Here is a 19,690-nt window from a genome sequence, read left to right as displayed (position 1 = left end):
TTTCTAGCTAGCTTTTTAGAAAGAATAACGTTTTTTGTCACTTGGGGGTAGTGAAAATTCTTAAGTTGATGGGCATGGGGTCATTGGAACAACTGTAAAACAATCAAAGAGAGCTTCAAGTGTCTTAAAACTTTTTCTTACATAAAAAGCGAAGAATAATCCAATTGCTAGCCCGATAAATGTTCGTAGAAATGCTATCAATAACGATATACCAATGGTCCATTTCGCTCCATCAACTACTCTATGTAATAAATCAAATCCCTTCATATCCGTACCTAACAGAAAAGTGAAAGAAGGGGGAAATGGTGCCGCTTGTACATTACCACTTTCATCATATAGAATAGATGTTTGGCGAACTTTCCCATCAAAGAATATGGAATTTCCAATGCTTACTATGATTAATAGAAGCAAAAAGGATATACAAATTATGAAATACTTATCTCTTTTTAAATGGGCCCACATGTTAAGATTCTCCTTTCAATTCATCAGGTATGAAAATATTGAAAAGCTTAAAGACAATAAAGATAGGAATGTAAATTAAAAACAATGTAACACAAAATATTTCAGGTGCTGGTTCTAATTCGGTATTATACGTTTTTAAAAATGTGAAAATACCTTGAACATTGAGTAAGTATTCAATAATGTATAAATTAGATAACATATACCAAATATTTGTTTTTGAGAAGTAGAGAGTACTTAAAAAGACGTTTCTCAGAACGTGACGATTGAGAATATAAAACGTGTCAAATCCTTTGGCACGTGCTAGCAAGGTATAATCTTTTTGTAATTCATTTTCAAAACGTAGCAATAGTAGCTTGTTAAACATAAGAATAGTTGGAAAACTTAAGCAAATAATTGGAAATAGTAAGATTGAGTTGTCTTTTGTACCAGCTATATTTGCGATTAAAAAGTTTGTCTGTTTATAAATCCAAACGACAAGTAATTGGAGACATAAAATAATAAAAATATCAGGAATTGCTTCTAATAGTAAAAAAAATGATTTTATTCTTTCTCTTTTTTTTACAGGGAGTAGCAACAAGGCATAAACAGTCATAAAAGAAACTAATACGGAAATAAGAAGAGCAGCTAAAAAGATAATAATCGTGTTTCCATATTGAATTAGAATTTGAGGAAATAGGGGTTTTGCAAATTTCGTGTAAGTTAATGGATCCCACCCTATTAATTTAGAGGTGACGTCCGTAAGTGTGTGCAGGTAATTGTTAAAGTCAATCTTCATCCCAATAAATAAGTGCGGTAACGTGCCGATAAATATAATGATAATAAACGATAAGAATAAGTGGAACGGTATCGTTAAATATGTTTGTGCAAAATTTTTTTTCATGTTAGCCTAACCTTTCCTATAAAGTGAAGCTACCATCAGTAGAGATTCTCTACTGACGGTAGCCTAATGAACTAGTTTTTACAACAAATTCAGGAAAAAGAAACACTTCATATACTTGAATTGAAAGGGAAAAAATTTTTATTCCTTATTTATTAGGGATGCTAAATGTTTTTATAAACAAACTAACAACCTCTTTTCAAATTATTGGTAATACAATGAAAATTTTAACAATAAAATACAGAATATTCAATATAAAATTTTTTTCGAGTTTTTTCAATTTATAGCACATTAATTATAAAAAGAACCAGTTTCACAATTGTTTCTTTTCCTATTTGCTAGTAGAGAAGACATTAAATTACAGCAAAATTATTCAAAAAAATAGTTATAATTCATTTTGAATAGAAAGATTTATAAATTTCTTCAAGTTTTTTCAGTTTATAGCCCATTAATTATAAAAAAGAATCTGATTCACAATTGTTCTTTTTTATTTGCTAATTTACTGCTTGGAATATGATATCTTTCGAACATCTTTAATTTCTGTAATTCTCCCTTTAGATAAACTATCAGGAATTCCGGCCCATTACCTTTTTTGTATTTTTCGCTAACCCAAATTCTTTTAATACTTTCTTTTCAAAGCTTCAACAATAGACTTAAAACTGATTAACTCTTTACATACGATATCTTTCATATAAATAAAAACCCTCTCATTGATTCTAAACATAAAAAATAAGCGTCAAACTCCCTTAATTCTAATAAGTTTGACGCTTACCCTCCATTATAATTTTATATACTTCACCTTACTTACTCCAAGAAAATGTTAAATCCCATTGTTGCTTTCTATAATTTATTGGACTCATCTTTTCAAATGTTTGATCTTGGATATGAAAAACTATCTTCTGTATATTTGCTTTTGGATTGAATAAAAAATCTCTTAAATCGATATACTCTTCATTTATAAATACAGCTCCTTCTATAACAGAAAAAGTCTGCGCTATTTGGTCTACATCTATGTTTAAAATACATTTATATAAACTATTATCGTCCTTTAATAATAAGTCTGCTTTTATAAAGACATCCATATTATCTATTTCAAATATACTCTTAACAGTTGATGGTCTGACCCAAGTTTCATCTTGATACTCAAAGCTTTCATTTTCTAAGTCCCATTCCCAAATGGATGAAACAGAAAAATCTTCAAGATTTAGCTCCTCTATCGGTTTTCCATTAGTTGAACCCACCGGTGATTCTGCCTCTTTAACTATTTGAGGAATAAGATTACTAAAGTACATATTTCTCTCACTCGTTACTAATTCCTTAATAAGGGGATATAAATATAAAGTAGCCATTGTTCTTAAACCATTACTCGCTTTTAATTCTAATTCCATTGCTATAGAAAAAGTCCTTATTGATAAATAACTAATTCGAATGTTTCCATTAAGGACCGTAAAAGTTTCTCCCTCTATATTAAATTCCGATTCTTGAAAATTAAACTCTCTATAGTAATAACTTTGTTCCTTATGAATAAAATCAGGGTACTTATTTAAATATATATCTAAATAATCATCTTCTACTAAAGTCTTATATGTTGGACATACAATTTTAAACTGTAACTTTCGAGATTTAGAATCCACAACAATAAAGTTATCCTGTATGACACAATGCACCCAAGGTATATAAAATTGATTCCCCTCTATTATAAGCTTTGAAGGCTCTCGTTTTAACATTGATACCACCTCTTTTATACATCCTAACGTAACTCAAACCATTGATAAAAGTTCTATTATCACTTATTCTTTTTCTACATTTATAAATGGTGCTCTCTCTTCTCAATCAAATAAAACTTCCATGCAGAACAAACTCAAGTGCTCTGCATGGAAGTTTGTATGATTAAACATTCTTTACATAGATAAAAATATAAAAAACTCTCTCCTATTTGAAACGTTATTCCTCCTGTAAGTTCTCCTTCATTCCCATAATCTTCTCCGGTCAACATAGCCACATAGTTCATACTGTTCGAGCAACAAGGACACGTTGCCTCTATAGAATCTTCTATGTATAGGGGTACTCCAACTATTCTACAAATATAATCTCTTCCCATCGCATCAAAAGCTTGGTCATTTTCATCTTCATCACAAGGGACATCATAATTCTCCATCGTTACTAATTTCATATCATATTTCGGCAAAGGAACTGGTATCTTATCAATTAATTCATACTTCCAATTAAACATCTCACTTTGAGTAATGGTATGTATAGAACGTTCCATTATATTTATTTTGAAGTTTTGCACATCTTCATATAAGGAACAATTTAAACAAGTAATTAATGGCAACTCTCTTAATTCTTCTATCTTAAGTTCCTCTAATCTAGAATCATTCAAATCAAAGGTAAATATTTGATGTGCTTGTTCATTACATTGCGGACATATAGGAACTTTCCAAGTGTCTCCACCAAAATAATGACCATATCCCTCTTCTCCGCAAATAACTCTAAACCCTAATTTATTCATACAGTTGCCTCCACTTTATAAATTGTAGGTTAATTATACCTCATATGTAATCCTCTATTACTACCTGTCTCGTATAAATAGTTGTTTAATTTTCGATATAACATATAACAATAACGTCGTTTCTGAAGTGTTTAAAGCAATGTGAGAGGAATGAAAAACACCAAAAAATTAATTAAGAAAAAGCACTGCCAACATTTTCAGCACTGCTTTTCTATTAAACGTATCATAATAATAAGCATCTATTTTCTTTTATTCATGAGTACTTTAGGTTCATATATTTACTTTAATTTCAAGATACGCTCTATTTCCTCCACACTCAACTTACTTGCTTTTGCAATAGTTTCAAGCGATACACCAATTTCATACATCCCTCGAATCATCTGCATCTTACCTTGTTCAATGCCTTTTTCCATGCCCTCTTGTTCTGCATGAGCTAACTTAGCTTGTTCATCTAAAAGTAATTTCTCTCGAGCTTCATATGCTGTTCGGAAAGAAGAATCATGACTCATATTTTCCCATTTATTTATTGCCTTTTGTAAAATTGGATCTTGATTCATCGCAATCTCCCCCAATGTTTGAGTTAAACGTTCATCTTCATGTGCTGGTAATAATAACATCCAACAAACAAATGTATTTTCCCACGGGCTTACTTTTTCTTCACGCCATTGTTTTACCAATTTTGGTATTTTTACAAAATTAATTTCAATGTCGTCACTTAAGAGTTGCTGCGTTTTAGTATTCCATACTTCATGTTTTGCGGCTTCATTCTAATCCATAACACGTTCTTTCGCATAACAAACAAATACTTGCTTTTCCGAACATAAAGATACTACATAATATTCATCTTCAAAATGGCCTACTATATATCCCATTTTCCCTGCTAGTTCGATTGTTTCTTTATTAAAGTATACTCTTTTATGATCAAATTTCATGTATTGTATTATATTTTCTAACTCTTCTTCGCTTACTTCCTCCTGAGAGAAAAGGAACATAAGACTCCCATTCATACATGCAGGAGAAATCACATCGAAAATATGAGTTGTAGGATCATACTGGTGTATTAAAATAGTGCTCTTTAGAGTCGAACTTTTCCAGTTGAACTCTTTTAATTCTTTTTCCCAAATATAATTTTGCACCTTTGTTAATTTTTCTTGAATCCCTTCACAATTCACTAAAAGATATAAATGAAATTTTGACATCATTGTTTCCATAAATTGTTCCATGCTTGTATCAACATCAACTATATATCTGTTAATTGTTGATAACAAATTCAAGATGTTATCATTTTCAAAATTATCATGTTCATCTAATACTAGAAAATATCCGTTTTTTTCCGTTGCAGGTTTGTGTATTTCGATGTATGTTTCCATTGTTTCTCCTTCTTTTTCATTCTACCTTACCTAAAACAGCCATAAATACATCACTTCTCTCACCTGGTGCCATATACATTCCTTCCGCATCTAAGTATTCAACAGAAAAGGCTGCTAGCTCATACGCCATTTCTTGATCACATTCAAAAAGTGAATTTATAAAAATCTCTTTTCCTGTAATCTTTTGTAAGTCTTTCAAACAGTTAGACTTAAGTCTTGCATAATCAGCCACACTCTCATTAGCCCAAGACCACATCCAACTATTAGTTCCCACCGCTTTTTATTTCTAAAAAGAAAAGCGGTACAGTTTGAACTATACAGCTTCTCTTTTTCTTCAAATATCTTGTTATCTTTCACGCACTTCAAACACATTCCCACTCAGACAAGTAAAGTACAATAAGTTATTTATTTTAATTACCTCATATATGGAATCAGACTCCAAAATAAACTTTGGTAAATATAATGTGAATTCTACCTTACCAGATTTTATGTCTAAGCATTTTACTTCAAGTTCATGTGAAGACATATAAATCTTATCCTCCACATATCTCGGAGATCTTATCACGTCATGCGCAAACCTTGTTTCCCACTTAACTTGGTTATGTACTAAATCTATACAATAGACTTTTCCATTATCCATAACTACAACACACATATTATCAACTAAGTTAGGTTCAAGTTTTATTCCACCTGGTAATAAGCATTCATATATTTCCTTGCCATCGTCTACTCCAAAAAATTGAAGGCATGTTTTCCGTATTACTACATCGTCCATATCATATATATGTCTAATCAAACCTATTTTTAAGTTATCAGCTACCACATATAAATAATCCTCTTCTTCAATATCTATCTCTAAGATTAATTCTGGTGATTCTTTTTTCAAATCCCACCTTCGAATACTCTCCTCTCCCACTATTAAAGCCGTATGATTTTCTAAATATGTGGGAGTATTGGGGCGACAATCAATATTTTCTCTCCATAAAATATTACTATTTAAGTCAACAGCTGTCATACAAACTATATAAGGATCTATTAGTTCTCCTTCTTCATAACATTCTCCTATTAGAACATAATAATCAGAAAACAATCGCACCTTCAAATTTTCTCCACCAATTCCAGTATATACAGTCTGTTTCTCTTTTCCTGTTTGAATATCTAATATGATATTCAAACCATAATCCATCACAACCATTACTTCTAATACATTATTTGGTAGGAAATAAACCCCTTTTATTTCTCCTTCCAATTCTAACTCCCATAATTTCTTTCCATCTTTTGCAGACATGCACACAAGTTTTGATTCTTCCTCTTCTCTACTAATATCTCCTACAAAAACCTTATCATCTTGTTGACAAAATACAATTCCACTCTCAACAAAGTTGAGATGCTCAGTCCAAAGTGTTTTTTTATTCAATATGTCTATTTTACTAAACTTATTCGCTGGTCCATTTCCAACATATAAAAAGTCGTTGTCTCTTGAGAATTGAGGAAGAATTTCTATATTTCTTTCATTTTTCAGATCACTCCAGCTTATTTCATAACGACTTTCACTTGAATATTCCCGATAAACATTCAAGTTTCCAGTAGTAATGAAGTCCTCATCGAGCTTTTCTAGATCAATTATCTGCTTATAAGCGGCATTCAAATTAAAATGTCCTGGTACTTTACTAATTAATTTCTCTATATGTTCCTTACAAAAATCAAATACAACATTAAAAAACTGTACTCTTTCAACTGAAATAATTTCTTTACTACTACTAATATTAATCATATTTTCTTGTTGAATAAAATGTAAGGTCTTCCCATAGTTATCCAAGAATAATGTACCCTCGTTATACTTTAAAAGGTTTACCCACTCATCAAAAAAGTGTATTAAGGGCTCTATAATATCAGTCTCTTCTTCATAAATGATTTTTTCATCTAAGAGGAAAATTATTTTACCTCTTAACAATTCCAACTCGTCTTCATTAAAATATTCCAGTTTAATATTAAATCCTTCTTTTATTTTCCCCATAATGCCCTACCTCCAGTATGGCCAGTTTGCCTGTGCACCACAGTATTGACTAATTGCATTAATCCTGGTGTTTGATGGTGATGCCACGTATGGTCGACCGGATTATCTCCTTTTTGCATCCGTTTTATATCACTTGCAAAAAAGATTTTTTGTCTATTCTTTACTAGTTGTTTAGCTGCTTCTTCATTTAGATATTTGAATTGTCTATAATTACTTTCCTTCCATATTTTTAAACTGCAATATATATTTATCTTGATCATACCAATACTCATCAAAGTTATCGATATTATAATCCGAAATGAATTGTTGCTGTTTACTTTCTAATTTGTCATAACACATAACAAGATAATTCTCGAATTGTTCATCCGTCATTGCCAATTACCGCACGCTCCTTTACTTCAAGATTCCCGCTACAAGTAATATATCTCATTCTCTCAAAACCTATATAAAACTACAAAAAATTGCACTATTCTTATGAATTATAAACACTTCAAAATTAACCACGGATACCACAATATCTCTTCCGCCTCGATTTTTTGATTATCAATTAAATGAATAACATATTTTGCATCATCATAATTAGCGATAAGTGATAATTCATTTAAATTCTTACCATACTTTCTAAAATCCGTCTGTAAATTATTATGAATAAACGAATAAAAATTATTGTTACTATAGCCACATATATCAAAGCCTAACACTTCATCGTTATTGATACAGAATGGTAATGCATTTTCCATAAAATGATATATAGAACAGTCAAAATCATTTTCTTCTCGCTCATTCAATAAAAAATCAGTCCGATACTCTTCTGAAAGATTTAAACTAACAATTTCTAAATCCTCTATACCCTTTAAATAGTTTTGCTTAAAAAATCTCGCATCCTCTAAATCCCTAAAAACATTTGGCCATGAAAATCTTTTTTCCTGTATCAATGTATCTAAAAAACATTGTGCCTGTTCATGCTCTTCTTTACTAATCCTTAATCTTGAATTTATTAGTTGAGTAATAGATTCATTTTCATTTGTATTGGACCAAGGAAAAAACCAATAATCAGGAAACGTAGGCCGTACGCTATTACTTATTGTTAAAATAATTGAGGACAGTCCCTCAATTATGCAAGTTTGATAAATAAGCTCTTTTTCATATGAAATTATTATAAAACCACCGTTATAATACTTCATGTCCACCCCTCCTTCCCGTTATGAATACAAGCATTCTTCAATAACTATATTCATTTTAATATCCTCTTGGATATTCCTTTTTAAATGGTTTTCTCACTTTTTCTTTCGGATATTTCTTCTTAGTTATAGGGTTTCTATTGTATTGATTTTTAGTTTTAACATTTGGTCGAGGAACATCACCATGCGGTTTTCCTTCTCCACGAAATTGTTTCCTCAACACTCCTCCTTTTCCATTTTTTGTTTTATATCTTGTATGTGGACTTCCCTTTGCTTTTGGGTCTGGTCCTGATGGTTTACTACGAGCCTGCATAACTCTGATTTTTGCACCAATACGCCAGGCAGCATATGCACCACCAACTGCTATAGTTGCTAGCAATGCCGCTTGTCCCAAACCTGGTACGAAATATACGCCTGCAGCCATCGCCCAATGACCATCTGGATCGATGTTCATCACAGGATTGTTATCCCCATACGTATACCCATTCATTGTAACCGGATCATCCGCATCACCCGGATCAGGATCCACCGACAAGAACACACCATGCTCCGGATTATAGTATCTCGCAATCAAGTAATACATACCAATTTCTTTATCATACATGTATCCTGCATATCCAAACGGATTATCTGCTGCGATACCTTTTGCGTCACTCTTTAATACATTACCCCACGAATCATATTCATACGTTGCTACAACTTCTCTATTTCGATCTGTCATTGCGACTACATCACCGCGTGGGTTGTAGTGATAGTATAATGTTTGTCCTTGCGATTTCATAGCCATACGTAAACCATTTACGGAATACACATATTGACGAAGTACAGTTCCACTAGCATCCGTCTCATATAACGGATTAATACTATCTCCATCATAGAAATAACGTGTTACTTGACCATTTACACTCTTTTCAATACGACGATTATCCTCATCATACTTATAAGTTGCGAATGCATTGCTCTCACCTTGTTTTGTGATAGCTACAAGTTGGTCATTTTCATTCCATGTATACTTGTACTTTCCATCAGATGTACGATTTCCATTCGCATCATATGTTAATGATTCGTTTCCGAATTTTACAAGTTGATTCCCATCATTGAATGTTGCCGCTATAGATTTTGTTTCTTTTCCATTCTCTACAACTTTCATACTCGTACGGTTTCCAAATCCATCATATGTGTATGATTTACTTGTTCCGTTTGGTAATGTTTCGTTTAATAATTGATTAATCGGGTCATATACAAAGTTCGTTTCTGTTACTTTTCCGCCCGCACCTTCATGTTTAATCTTCGTACGGTTGCCTGCTTGGTCATATTCATATCTTTCAGAAAGTAGAATACTGTTTGATGTACCGACTACTAAATCTTTAATTTTGTTCGCATGGTCATAGTTAAACGTCGAACCTGAACCATTACCAGCTGTATACGTACGAACGTATCGATTTGATCATCATAATCAAATCGATACGTTTGAGAGCCATCTGTTGCACTTATACAGAAAATGCACCTCTAACTGTTATTTTTGTCTAACAATTAGAGATGCACTTCCAAATTTAATCTATCTTCCTCTACTAGTCTTTTCTATCTATTTTTCTATATCAATTCATACCTCTTTAATATTTAACTAAATACTTTATAGTAAATTAAATTCACCTTCACTAGGATACACCTGTATATAATTTTCTTCATCGTTTACATAGGCAATTTTCACACCATCTAACAACTGCTGATTTTCTAATTCATCTAGAATTGTCTTCAACGCTTTATCAACGTCAATTACAAAGTTAAATATGTTAATTGTCCCGCTACCAATATCTCCACCATCGCAATGGCCATTTCCAGACCATCCCAATGCTTCATCCATAATCTCTTGAACTTGTTGTCGTTTTTCCAACGCTGCTTCCAACTGATTGTCTTTATAATCATATTGTAAAACAAATTCTATCAATTCTTCCTCATCGATTTCCTTATAACCATCCGCCAAATGTTCATCTGCTAACTCTTTCATTTCTTTTTCAACACGTTGGAATGGATACAGTTCTATTTCATACATTTCACCTGCATCCCCAACACAGCCGCAATGTACAATTAAAGTTTTCTCATCTTCTTCCCATACTTCCCAATACAACATTTTATCCTTTTCTTGCTTAATCAGTTTAATCATGTGGACACCTTCTTTTTATTTATACATTTACAACCCATTGTCTACGAGGATTCTCCCCAATTAATGCAACACTATCATTAGAGAGCCATTTTAAATCTCCTAAATATGGCGCGAACATAAACTCATGTGGACCAACTCTATGCAGTAGTTCCCTCTTTAACTCATTCTTATCACGGTAATCTTTTACAATTATATAAATAAGATATTCATTAATATTATGCATGCAAAATATCTCTGCCATATATCTTCTTCCAGGACTTACTTTCTTTTTCCATACATAATTATTTTCATATTTTTTTTCAATTACTTTATTATAAGCTTCTTGGAATGGATGGTATTCCCACTCAAATATTTCTCCAATACTTTTAGTAGCTCTCTGTATTATATCAAGAAGCATTTGATTCTTTTGCTGATTGGTCAAAGAAATATATTGTTCTAATTTAAAAACAATTTGAATTTCCATAAAGCCATCAACATTTATCAAACTACCTTCGGATAATTCATCCACCAAATGAATTATTATTTCTTTAGTTTCAGATGTATGATATCTCCCTAAACAACTAATATATAAATCTGATATACATCTAGATTCATCGCGAATTTGTACAGCCTTATCTTGAAATTCCTCTTTATAATAAAACTGTGTAGCTTGTTCTTCATTTAATGTTTTTTCTTTCATAACCTTTCGAATTTCTGAAATATATTTATGCGGATTAAATTCTAATACAAATTTAATATCTCTTAAAATCATATCATCCCTCCAGAATACCCAGTTTAAAATCTTTTAGGTTTGGGATTTGTATGTTTATACAAGTTATTTCCCTGATTAAACCTTTTATTAACCCAATTTTTTTCCCAATTCAAGGCCATTCGTCTATTTTGCACATTTTTAACAACTATTCTCGCAGCATACTTGTCGGATTTAGCTTGCTTATTCCAATCACGAACTTGTTGATTTGCACGAGGCGATGTACCATTCTTATGTAATTTTTGGCCACTAATCCCCACTTTTACTACATTACCTGTAGATTTATTGTATATTTCATATCCATACTGTCTTTTTGTACTATTTTTATATTTTCCCATTCATCTTTATTCTCTTTAAAATCTTTTTGCAAAAAAAATAGAAACTCTATCAGTTTTTCTTTTGAATCCACATTATCAATTAAATTATAGATATCCACATTATTCCTCCTTTTATATTTTTTCTACTACCTCTAACTGCTATAGATTCCCCTTAATTTTTAATAATTAAATTACCATTCCTTAGTTCCTTTTGTCTTACTCTTTAATACGTTGCCCACGCGTCACCTTCACATGCAATAATAGATACCGAGATTACTCACGCTATATAAACAAAGGCGAAGTCTTCAAAGAGACTCCGCCTTTTCAACGTCCAATAAACTTCAATACTTACTAGCGACTGTATAAACATCGTTTCTCATTTACCAAGCTGTTTATGTTTTTTTCAAAATTCACAACAAAACTAGTAATATTTCTACATCCTCTTCTATTTAATTCTCATTATAATTTCTCGAAATATTTTTAATAAACTCTTTATCTTGTACTTCATCTTCAAAATTCAAGGATATAAATTTATCTAACGAACTCCAATTATAAAACGGTGTTAATTTATGTTTTAAACCACTCTCATTTTTAATTGCAAGTATATTAATCCCATAACTTCTATCTCCAATAATAATCCATTCTTTTGATGGAGGGAACCAGGCTACTACAAATGAATTATGCATAATAGAATCCGCCATACTGTCTTGAGGATATTCTTCTAATACATCCATGTATTGGTCTCCTGTTAAATCACAAGGAAGTTTCAACCAATTATAATATCCAAATTCCTTATAATAATATTCTTCAGGGTGAGGATCTAATACGCCCATAATAACAAAAGAATCATGTGTAGTTTGAGCTAATTTTCTTATTTCATTCCAGCCATCATCATACATTAAAGAATCAAATTCACCAAACATATAATTTCCATAATCGTTTTGAAACACTTGATTTGGTAAGCTTAAATCAAAATGAATCATCCCGTCTAATTCATGCTTCCACTTATCAAAGACTTCCTTATTTTTAATACTTAATGATTTTAAATTCAACCTCTCTCCTCCTAATCTATCCTTTCAATCTAATTTTCAATGTAGCCCTTTGTTTACCTTTTGGAGTATAATCTGCTGTTGGTTTTTTTGTTGACTTTGCGTTATTTCTTACAATATATTTTGCGCCATTTTTTATCATTATGGACACATTCCCATCTTTAGATTTACTAGCTTTCCACCCATTTTGTGCTAAATTATTTTCAAACTCTCTTCTCGTTAAATTGGTCTGCCTATTCCTAACGATAGTACCCGGTTTTGTAACATCTTTATAACTAGAGGTTTTATTCCCTATGTTCCCCTTGTATTTTTTAGCACTTTTTGTAATTTTAGATATTTTTTGTACCTTTTTATAAGCTTTATACCCTTTATAGATACGATATCCATATATTCCAGCAATAATAACTGGATGATGTCCATCAGCATCTATTTTCATCACTGGATTATTATGAGCATATGTGTAAGCATTTTGAGTGATTGGATCATCTTCATCACCCGGATCAGGATCCACAGACAAGAACACACCATGCTCTGAATTATAGTATCTTGCAATCAAGTAATACATGCCAATTTCTTTATCATACATGTATCCCGCATATCCAAACGGGTTGTCTGCTGCGATACCTTTTACTTCACTCTTTAATACATTACCCCACGAATCATATTCATACGTTGCTACAACTTCCTTGTCTTGATTCGTCATCGCAACGACATCACCACGGGGATTATAGTGATAGTATAACGTTTGTCCTTTTGATTTCATTGCTAGTCGTACGCCACTTGTAGAGTATACATATTGACGAAGGACATTCCCATTTCCATCTGTCTCATATAATGGGTTAATACTGTCTCCATCATAGAAGTAGCGTGTTACTTGACCATTTACACTCTTTTCAATACGACGACTATCATTATCATATTTATACGTTGCGAATGCATTGCTCTCACCTTGTTTTGTGATAGCAACAATTTGGTCATGTTCATTCCACGTATACTTGTACTTCCCATCAGATGTACGATTTCCATTCGCATCATACCTTAACGATTCGTTTCCGAATTTGACAAGTTGATTTCCATCATTAAACGTTGCCGCTATAGATTTTGTTTCTTTTCCATTCTCTACAACTTTCACACTTGTACGGTTTCCAAATCCATCATATGTGTAAGATTTAGTTGTTCCGTTTGGTAATGCTTCATTTAATAATTGGTTAATCGGGTCATAGACAAAGTTTGTTTCTGTTACTTTTCCGCCCGCACCTTCATGTTTAATCTTCGTACGGTTACCCGCTTGGTCATATTCATATCGTTCAGAAAGTAGAATACTGTTTGATGTACCCACTACTAAATCTTTAATTTTGTTCGCATGGTCATAGTTAAAGGTAGAACCTGAACCATTTCCAGCTGTGTACGTACGAACATTTCCTTGATCGTCATAATCAAAGCGATACGTTTGAGAACCGTCTGTCACACGAATGTTTTGATCTAACGTGTTGTAGTCATATGATACTTTATTTGTGTATCCGCCTTGCGTTACTGTTTGTTCTTTTAGTTTTTCTGTCTTACTGTTTGCTTTGTCGTGATATGCCCAGTCAACTTTTCCGCCTCGGCTATCTGTTGCGCTTGTGACACGGTCTGCCTTGTCGTATGTTTTCGTACGTTCTACGCCATTGACATGGTCTTTTACTTTCGTAACTTGTCCATTTTGATCACGTTCAAATGTAAATGAATCTTTTCCATTTCGCTTTTCACCAATGACGCGATCTGCTGTATCATATACAGACTCTAAGATAGAACCATTTGGCATTTTTGTTTTAATCTTGTTTGCATTTTCATCATACGTATGTTCAATACGACGGTTTAACGCATCGATATACACTGTATTTTTATTATCTACATCATATTCATATTTGTGTGTTTGCGTTTTCCCACCAAACATGACAGATTTTTCTGTTGTGTTTCCATTATGATCATAACGATAATTTACAGAAGTACCATTTTTTAATGTAACCTTCGTTAATAGATTATCTTTGTTGTAATCATATAGTTTTGTATTTCCTTTTTCATCTGTTTCGCTCTTTTTATTTCCTGATGCATCGTATGTGAAACTATTTTTCTGTCCTTCTTCATCATACGTCGCAACAACATTTCCATCGTTGTCGTACTCGTTTTTAATAAGAGCGTTACCTTCTAGTAAACGAATATTATCAAACCAAACTTTTCCTTTATTCTCTCTTCTAAATAGAAGATAGACTTCCATACGCTTAATTGGTTTCGTAGCAGGGATTACAACTGCACTACGATTCCAATCATTTGTACCACTTGGGAATTTCGCTTGATAGTTCGTACCAGTACCATCTTGATAATACACATCTGCCCAAATAGAGTAATCTCTTGAGAGCTTATCTGGTGCGGTATTTTCTACATTTTGAGATTTAGACATCCCTGTTAATGTAATTGTTTCTGCCTTTTGTTGGTTTAAATGTATATGTGTGCCGTATCCTACATCTGAACCACCATATTGACTGCGTTCTAATACAATAGACGAATCTCCTGTAAAGCTTTCCTCATGGGAAGTATCTTTCGGATCACAACTTGATCCATCTCCGCGAATCCACCCTGGAATACAACCTTTTTCCGTCATATTCTCTACACTACTATTTTCAATTGGGTTAAAGCTTGAAGACACCTCTCCTTTTTCAAGTTGCATCTTATCAAACCATGCAGAACCACTTGAATCCGCTCGATTATAATCAACTTGTAGATAGATTCTAACTTTTTTCGTTTGGCCTGTCGTCTTAAAAGTTACTTGGCGATTCGTCCAATCTTTCTCGCCTTCTATCCTGTTATGACGTGTATCAAACCAATTATTCCCACCATCAAGAGGATTTCCGTCTTCTTTTAACAACTGAACATTAAAGAATGCACCAGCATGCGTTAATGCTGTTTTCATCATCCCACTTAATGTATATGTTGTGTTGGGTTCTACTACAATATCCTGAATCGCACTATGGTAGCCCCAACCAGCGTTTTGCGCTTTTACCGTCATTTGTAACGATGAAGCTCCGCCCAATCCACCAGGTGCAAAGATTACATCTTTTTTCAATGCCCCTTGGCTATTACCTTTTTCTTCTTTCCATCCATTCGTTATATCCATCTCAAAGCTTGGATTTTTAATCAGGTTTTCCCCTGTCCCTAGCTCTCTAGTTGTTTCAATTGGATTTCCAAACTGATCATACTGCATGAAAGATGATGTATTTGCGGCTTGGTCAGTTTCAGACACTTCTGTATTCGCTGCTTTATAAGCAACTGTTGTTTCACGATTCTCATTATCTGTCGCTTTTATAAGCCCGTTGTCTTTATTGTACTCAAACTTTTCTGTTCCCATTTCATCCGTAACAGAAGTTACATTCCCATTACCATCATAGGTCGCTGTTTCTGTTTGATTTTTAGGCGTTGTTGTTTTTACTAAATTATTTGCATTGTATTCATAAGATGTCGTTAAATTCAGACGTCCCACATCTTCAACTGTTTTCACTGGGTTTCCAGCATCGTTATACGTATAAACAGTTTTACGACCTTTAGGATTCGTTAACGTAACTTCTTTCGTATCTGTATTATATGCTAATGTCGTAGCTTTTCCTAATGGGTCCGTTACTTTTACTAATCTATTATTCTCGTATGCATATGATGTTTTATATGGTTTTGCATCTGTATGTTGCGGATCATAAATAGATGTTAGTAAACCATTATCATATCCGTATTTATATACTTTTCCTTCTGCTGTTGTAGAAGAAACAAGTAAATCCCCATCATATTTAAATGTAATCGTTTTGCTATCTGAACCGATTACTCTTGCTGCTTTTTTATTATTCCCATCATATTGTACGACTAACTCTTTACCAGAAGCGTTCTTTACTTTTGATAAACGTGATTCCCCATCATACTCATATGTCGTCGTATTTCCGTATTTATCTTTTGTATACTGGATACGACCTTGTGCATCTCCAGATTTATAGAAAGTAACCGTTTGGTCTTTATCTTTTATTTCATATCCGCCTGATACTTGTTTAATTTCTAAATATATACCAGTAGGAGCTTGATACGCATTATCTCCCGTTCTAGTAAAAGTAATATTTGCGCCATCGGCAGAAATTAATAGTAAGTTTCCATTTCCTTCAGCCAAAATTCTTTCTTCTAATCCACTAGACCAACCTGTACCAAATAGGCCTACTTTTTTACTTTGGCTATTATACGTTCTTTCTACTGATACATCCGGTCCGCGCCCAGATAACGTAATATCTTTCTCACTCATGATAAAGTTACCATTTGTAGCATTTACTTTACCATTTAGTACTGGAACCGATGCCCAGTAATCAAACATCCCTGTAAACCCAAAGTCTTGAGCAAATTTAGGTACAAACTCATGCGAAATTTCACTTTCAGCATGCCCCGCAGTACTATACGCTGTTACACGGAACCAATAATTTTTAAAGCCAGCATAAATTCCGCCAGAATTTTTATACACAGGTGATGGATCAACTGCTAATTCTGCACCTTTTTTATCATGATGAAGTAAATATTGGCCTTTTGCAATTTCATCTTTCGTTGGCCAAATTTTCTCATTTTGTGTTGTCCAATTCGTCTTATTTCCTACATCAAAAGCCTCATAATCTTTTCCATTATATATCCAAACTTTATATCCAGATGCTGCCGGGACCGCATCCCACTTTAATGTGACATATCCCGTTTCCTTATCTGTCGCATTAATATAAGCTGAACCATCTGGCTTTTTCACTTGCTCTAACGGAATAAATGGAACGACTCCATCCGAAAGCGGACTTTCACCAAATGGATACTCGGCTACAATACGAAACCAGTAGCTACTTCTTCCACTATAATCTCCGTACGGACCGCCTGCTTGATAAGCATTTTTATATATTTGTCCTGGGTTAGTAGGTGCTTCTGCCCCTTTTCCGTCATCATGTATCCAGTATCGTCCTTGTGCAATCTCTTCTGGCGTCGGGAATATTTTTTTGTCTTTCGTCGTCCAGCTTGTCACATTTCCAACTGAAATATATTCATAGTCATATCCGTTAAAAATAGCTACTTTATACTCGGTTGCTCCTGGGACCGGATCCCATTGTAGATTGAAGTGACCTGAACCACTCCCGCTCCCATTTGAGTAAGCTTGTACTTTCGGTGTATTTGGTTTTGCGTAAGAATATTTCACTTCTAAGTACGGTGCATTTTCTCCATTTTCAGCTGCAATAAATTTTTTCCAATGGCTTTGCCCGTTTCCATTTGCATGTAGCTTAAAGCCGTTATTTTGCTTTGTGCCTTCCACCCATGCTTTTACTGTATTCGTTACATTAAACTGCGCCCATTTTCCGCGTCCGACATCAGTTTGTGCAATGTTATTAGAACCTGGTTTATTATTCCAGTTCACACCACCAACATTCCATCCACCTGTTACTTCATCTAACCAAACACCATTCGGTTGATTTCCATAATAATGCCAAACTGCATAGGCATGGAATGTTGCACCTTCAATCTTTGCACCTTTTAAATCTGAAACATTCGGTTTAATAAATGCAAAGTTTGTTCCAGATGAGCCATCATAATACCCAACTTTTAACGTGTAAGCATTTTGACCTGAATCCCACAGTTTTCCTCCTGAATAATTGACAGTTGGATAGGCACTTGCAGCGTATGCATTTTCAAAGTTACCTAGTTCAACAGAAGGATCTACATATACTGGATATTTTCGCTCTGGTGCCTGTAACCACTGCGGGTCTGCAGTAACAGTTAATGTATATGTTTTTTCATCTGTTTTCTCAATAGTGTAACGAACCGCATCTGACGTTACAGCCTCACCTGATTGTTGATCCACATTTGAATCATTCATATACGGTTTCGGTAATGTGAATACTTTTTCTTTTTTCTCATTTTGGAAGTCGATTGAACCATCTTCCTGTAAGCTCGGTGTTAAATCTGTTTCTAATGCAAACGTAAAAATATGATGTCCTGTATATTCACGTAAGACAAAATCTTCTTTGACATTTTCGTTAAACGTCGTACTCTTTAAATCAATATTTGGAAAAATCCCTTTATACCATACTGTATTATTTTCATGTGTTGCGGTTACTGGTGATGGCTTCACTTCACCTTTTTCACCATTTGCACTCATTAATTTGTACTGAATGGTATGATCCTTTACTTTAAATTGAACGTACTTTCCATCTTGTGTTGTTTTCTCGAATTCTGGTTCTAATGTTGTATTTTCCGTTACAATCTTTGCGTTAGGTGCTTCTACTAATTTCGGTGAAACCTCTTCTAACTTTCCATCCTTCTCAACATGAATTGGTTCCGTATATATCTTTTTCGTATACGTACCATCATTATTATCGAAAACTTTCTCTGTTTCCGTTCTTTCTTCTACAATCTCAGTCGGACTCGCCTGTGCTTTAGTCTTATCCTTCTTTAATTGATCTGGATGTGGATCTGGTAATTCCTTTTCTTCTTTCTTTTCCACTTCCGGACTTTGTTCTGAATTTGGAGATGGTGTAAACGGTGGTGCCGTTTCCGCCAATCCATTGAGTGGTATGGAGGTAACAATTAATGCAACTACGATAAGTTGGATTAAATACCTATACCATTTCTTTGCTCCCATAAACTCACCTCGCTGAAATATTTTTAACATATATAATGTTACATATCACAATGTAAACAAATGAAATAGTAAAGTAAATATCGTTTTAAAGTTTTGAAGATTTTGTGTACAAAATCCGACAATTTAACAACAATTTTATAAATATTATGACAGATATCTATTTTTATTATATAATTTAAGATTAACAATAATAGATGCGATTATTGTTTGCTAGCGACATGATATAAATATCATTCAACTAACCTTTTATTTTCACTTTCAATTTTGTTCTAATATTCAATGAAGCTAATATACTGAGCTTCATATTCCTGGTGTAAATGTGC

13 protein-coding genes and 6 pseudogenes are annotated in these 19,690 nt (G+C 33.3%); 1 reads left to right on the top strand and 18 read right to left on the bottom strand.

The annotated features are described in order from the left end of the window. Positions 1–60 precede the first annotated feature (60 nt). From PDQ68_RS14805 to PDQ68_RS29015, 16 genes and pseudogenes are all read right to left on the bottom strand, one after another. Positions 61–462, bottom strand: coding sequence for a hypothetical protein (locus tag PDQ68_RS14805; protein ID WP_270786879.1), 402 nt, complete (start codon positions 460–462; stop codon positions 61–63). Between the two features lies 1 nt (position 463). Beyond that, a complete protein-coding gene (locus PDQ68_RS14800; protein WP_061183267.1) occupies positions 464–1,342 on the bottom strand; it encodes an ABC transporter permease subunit in 879 nt (292 codons plus the stop codon). A gap of 797 nt (positions 1,343–2,139) precedes the next feature. Next, positions 2,140–3,066: a hypothetical protein gene (locus tag PDQ68_RS14795; RefSeq protein WP_061183709.1), complete on the bottom strand. Its 927-nt coding sequence runs from the start codon at positions 3,064–3,066 to the stop codon at positions 2,140–2,142. 134 nt (positions 3,067–3,200) lie between these two features. Continuing rightward, complete coding sequence (locus PDQ68_RS14790; RefSeq protein ID WP_061183710.1) at positions 3,201–3,851, bottom strand: hypothetical protein; 651 nt, start codon at positions 3,849–3,851, stop codon at positions 3,201–3,203. Positions 3,852–4,129: 278 nt separating this feature from the next. Beyond that, positions 4,130–4,600, bottom strand: a pseudogene (locus PDQ68_RS14785) (Rpn family recombination-promoting nuclease/putative transposase); the annotation flags it as partial. An 18-nt stretch (positions 4,601–4,618) separates the two neighbouring features. Beyond that, positions 4,619–5,221, bottom strand: a complete 603-nt coding sequence (locus PDQ68_RS14780; protein ID WP_061183711.1) for a hypothetical protein — start codon at positions 5,219–5,221, stop codon at positions 4,619–4,621. A gap of 16 nt (positions 5,222–5,237) precedes the next feature. Next, positions 5,238–5,489, bottom strand: a pseudogene (locus PDQ68_RS14775) (DUF6882 domain-containing protein); the annotation flags it as partial. Positions 5,490–5,567: 78 nt separating this feature from the next. Continuing rightward, positions 5,568–7,238 carry an outer membrane protein assembly factor BamB family protein gene (locus tag PDQ68_RS14770; RefSeq protein ID WP_061183712.1) on the bottom strand — a complete coding sequence of 557 codons (1,671 nt, stop codon included), beginning with the start codon at positions 7,236–7,238 and terminating at the stop codon, positions 5,568–5,570. Next, entirely contained in the window at positions 7,226–7,498 is a 273-nt protein-coding gene (locus PDQ68_RS14765; RefSeq protein ID WP_061183713.1) for an HNH endonuclease, read from the bottom strand. The genes PDQ68_RS14770 and PDQ68_RS14765 overlap by 13 nt, the downstream gene beginning before the upstream one ends. Beyond that, positions 7,467–7,616 (bottom strand): annotated as a pseudogene (locus PDQ68_RS14760) (DUF6882 domain-containing protein); the annotation flags it as partial. The pseudogene PDQ68_RS14760 and the gene PDQ68_RS14765, both read right to left, overlap by 32 nt. Before the next feature lie 101 nt (positions 7,617–7,717). Further along, positions 7,718–8,422: a hypothetical protein gene (locus PDQ68_RS14755; protein ID WP_061183714.1), complete on the bottom strand. Its 705-nt coding sequence runs from the start codon at positions 8,420–8,422 to the stop codon at positions 7,718–7,720. 55 nt (positions 8,423–8,477) lie between these two features. Next, positions 8,478–9,913 (bottom strand): annotated as a pseudogene (locus PDQ68_RS14750) (RHS repeat-associated core domain-containing protein); the annotation flags it as partial. Between the two features lie 139 nt (positions 9,914–10,052). Further along, positions 10,053–10,583: a hypothetical protein gene (locus tag PDQ68_RS14745; RefSeq protein WP_061183716.1), complete on the bottom strand. Its 531-nt coding sequence runs from the start codon at positions 10,581–10,583 to the stop codon at positions 10,053–10,055. Between the two features lie 19 nt (positions 10,584–10,602). After that, positions 10,603–11,334, bottom strand: a complete 732-nt coding sequence (locus PDQ68_RS14740) for a hypothetical protein (protein ID WP_061183717.1) — start codon at positions 11,332–11,334, stop codon at positions 10,603–10,605. A gap of 23 nt (positions 11,335–11,357) precedes the next feature. Then, positions 11,358–11,669: a hypothetical protein gene (locus PDQ68_RS14735; RefSeq protein ID WP_235590137.1), complete on the bottom strand. Its 312-nt coding sequence runs from the start codon at positions 11,667–11,669 to the stop codon at positions 11,358–11,360. Then, positions 11,651–11,767 (bottom strand): annotated as a pseudogene (locus PDQ68_RS29015) (DUF7660 family protein); the annotation flags it as partial. The pseudogene PDQ68_RS29015 and the gene PDQ68_RS14735, both read right to left, overlap by 19 nt. 160 nt (positions 11,768–11,927) lie before the next feature. Here PDQ68_RS29015 and PDQ68_RS29010 point away from each other — a divergent pair. Further along, positions 11,928–12,014: pseudogene (locus tag PDQ68_RS29010) on the top strand (IS6 family transposase); the annotation flags it as partial. A gap of 83 nt (positions 12,015–12,097) precedes the next feature. Here the strand turns inward: PDQ68_RS29010 and PDQ68_RS14730 are convergent. After that, on the bottom strand, positions 12,098–12,700 hold the full coding sequence (locus PDQ68_RS14730; protein WP_061183719.1) for a hypothetical protein: 603 nt from the start codon (positions 12,698–12,700) through the stop codon (positions 12,098–12,100). Positions 12,701–12,716: 16 nt separating this feature from the next. Beyond that, a complete protein-coding gene (locus PDQ68_RS14725) occupies positions 12,717–19,367 on the bottom strand; it encodes a DNRLRE domain-containing protein (RefSeq protein ID WP_080444176.1) in 6,651 nt (2,216 codons plus the stop codon). Positions 19,368–19,690 lie beyond the last annotated feature (323 nt).

Source organism: Bacillus cereus group sp. Bc010, from assembly GCF_027716745.1.
Lineage (GTDB): Bacteria > Bacillota > Bacilli > Bacillales > Bacillaceae_G > Bacillus_A > Bacillus_A pacificus.
This window is presented reverse-complemented; position numbering and strand designations above follow the sequence as displayed.

Bases quoted from the DNA above. Each gene is read 5' to 3' on its own strand.
- PDQ68_RS14805 (WP_270786879.1), bottom strand. From the start codon at position 462: ATGTGGGCCCATTTAAAAAGAGATAAGTATTTCATAATTTGTATATCC.
- PDQ68_RS14800 (WP_061183267.1), bottom strand. From the start codon at position 1,342: ATGAAAAAAAATTTTGCACAAACATATTTAACGATACCGTTCCACTTA.
- PDQ68_RS14795 (WP_061183709.1), bottom strand. From the start codon at position 3,066: ATGTTAAAACGAGAGCCTTCAAAGCTTATAATAGAGGGGAATCAATTT.
- PDQ68_RS14790 (WP_061183710.1), bottom strand. From the start codon at position 3,851: ATGAATAAATTAGGGTTTAGAGTTATTTGCGGAGAAGAGGGATATGGT.
- PDQ68_RS14780 (WP_061183711.1), bottom strand. From the start codon at position 5,221: ATGGAAACATACATCGAAATACACAAACCTGCAACGGAAAAAAACGGA.
- PDQ68_RS14770 (WP_061183712.1), bottom strand. From the start codon at position 7,238: ATGGGGAAAATAAAAGAAGGATTTAATATTAAACTGGAATATTTTAAT.
- PDQ68_RS14765 (WP_061183713.1), bottom strand. From the start codon at position 7,498: ATGATCAAGATAAATATATATTGCAGTTTAAAAATATGGAAGGAAAGT.
- PDQ68_RS14755 (WP_061183714.1), bottom strand. From the start codon at position 8,422: ATGAAGTATTATAACGGTGGTTTTATAATAATTTCATATGAAAAAGAG.
- PDQ68_RS14745 (WP_061183716.1), bottom strand. From the start codon at position 10,583: ATGATTAAACTGATTAAGCAAGAAAAGGATAAAATGTTGTATTGGGAA.
- PDQ68_RS14740 (WP_061183717.1), bottom strand. From the start codon at position 11,334: ATGATTTTAAGAGATATTAAATTTGTATTAGAATTTAATCCGCATAAA.
- PDQ68_RS14735 (WP_235590137.1), bottom strand. From the start codon at position 11,669: ATGGGAAAATATAAAAATAGTACAAAAAGACAGTATGGATATGAAATA.
- PDQ68_RS14725 (WP_080444176.1), bottom strand. From the start codon at position 19,367: ATGGGAGCAAAGAAATGGTATAGGTATTTAATCCAACTTATCGTAGTT.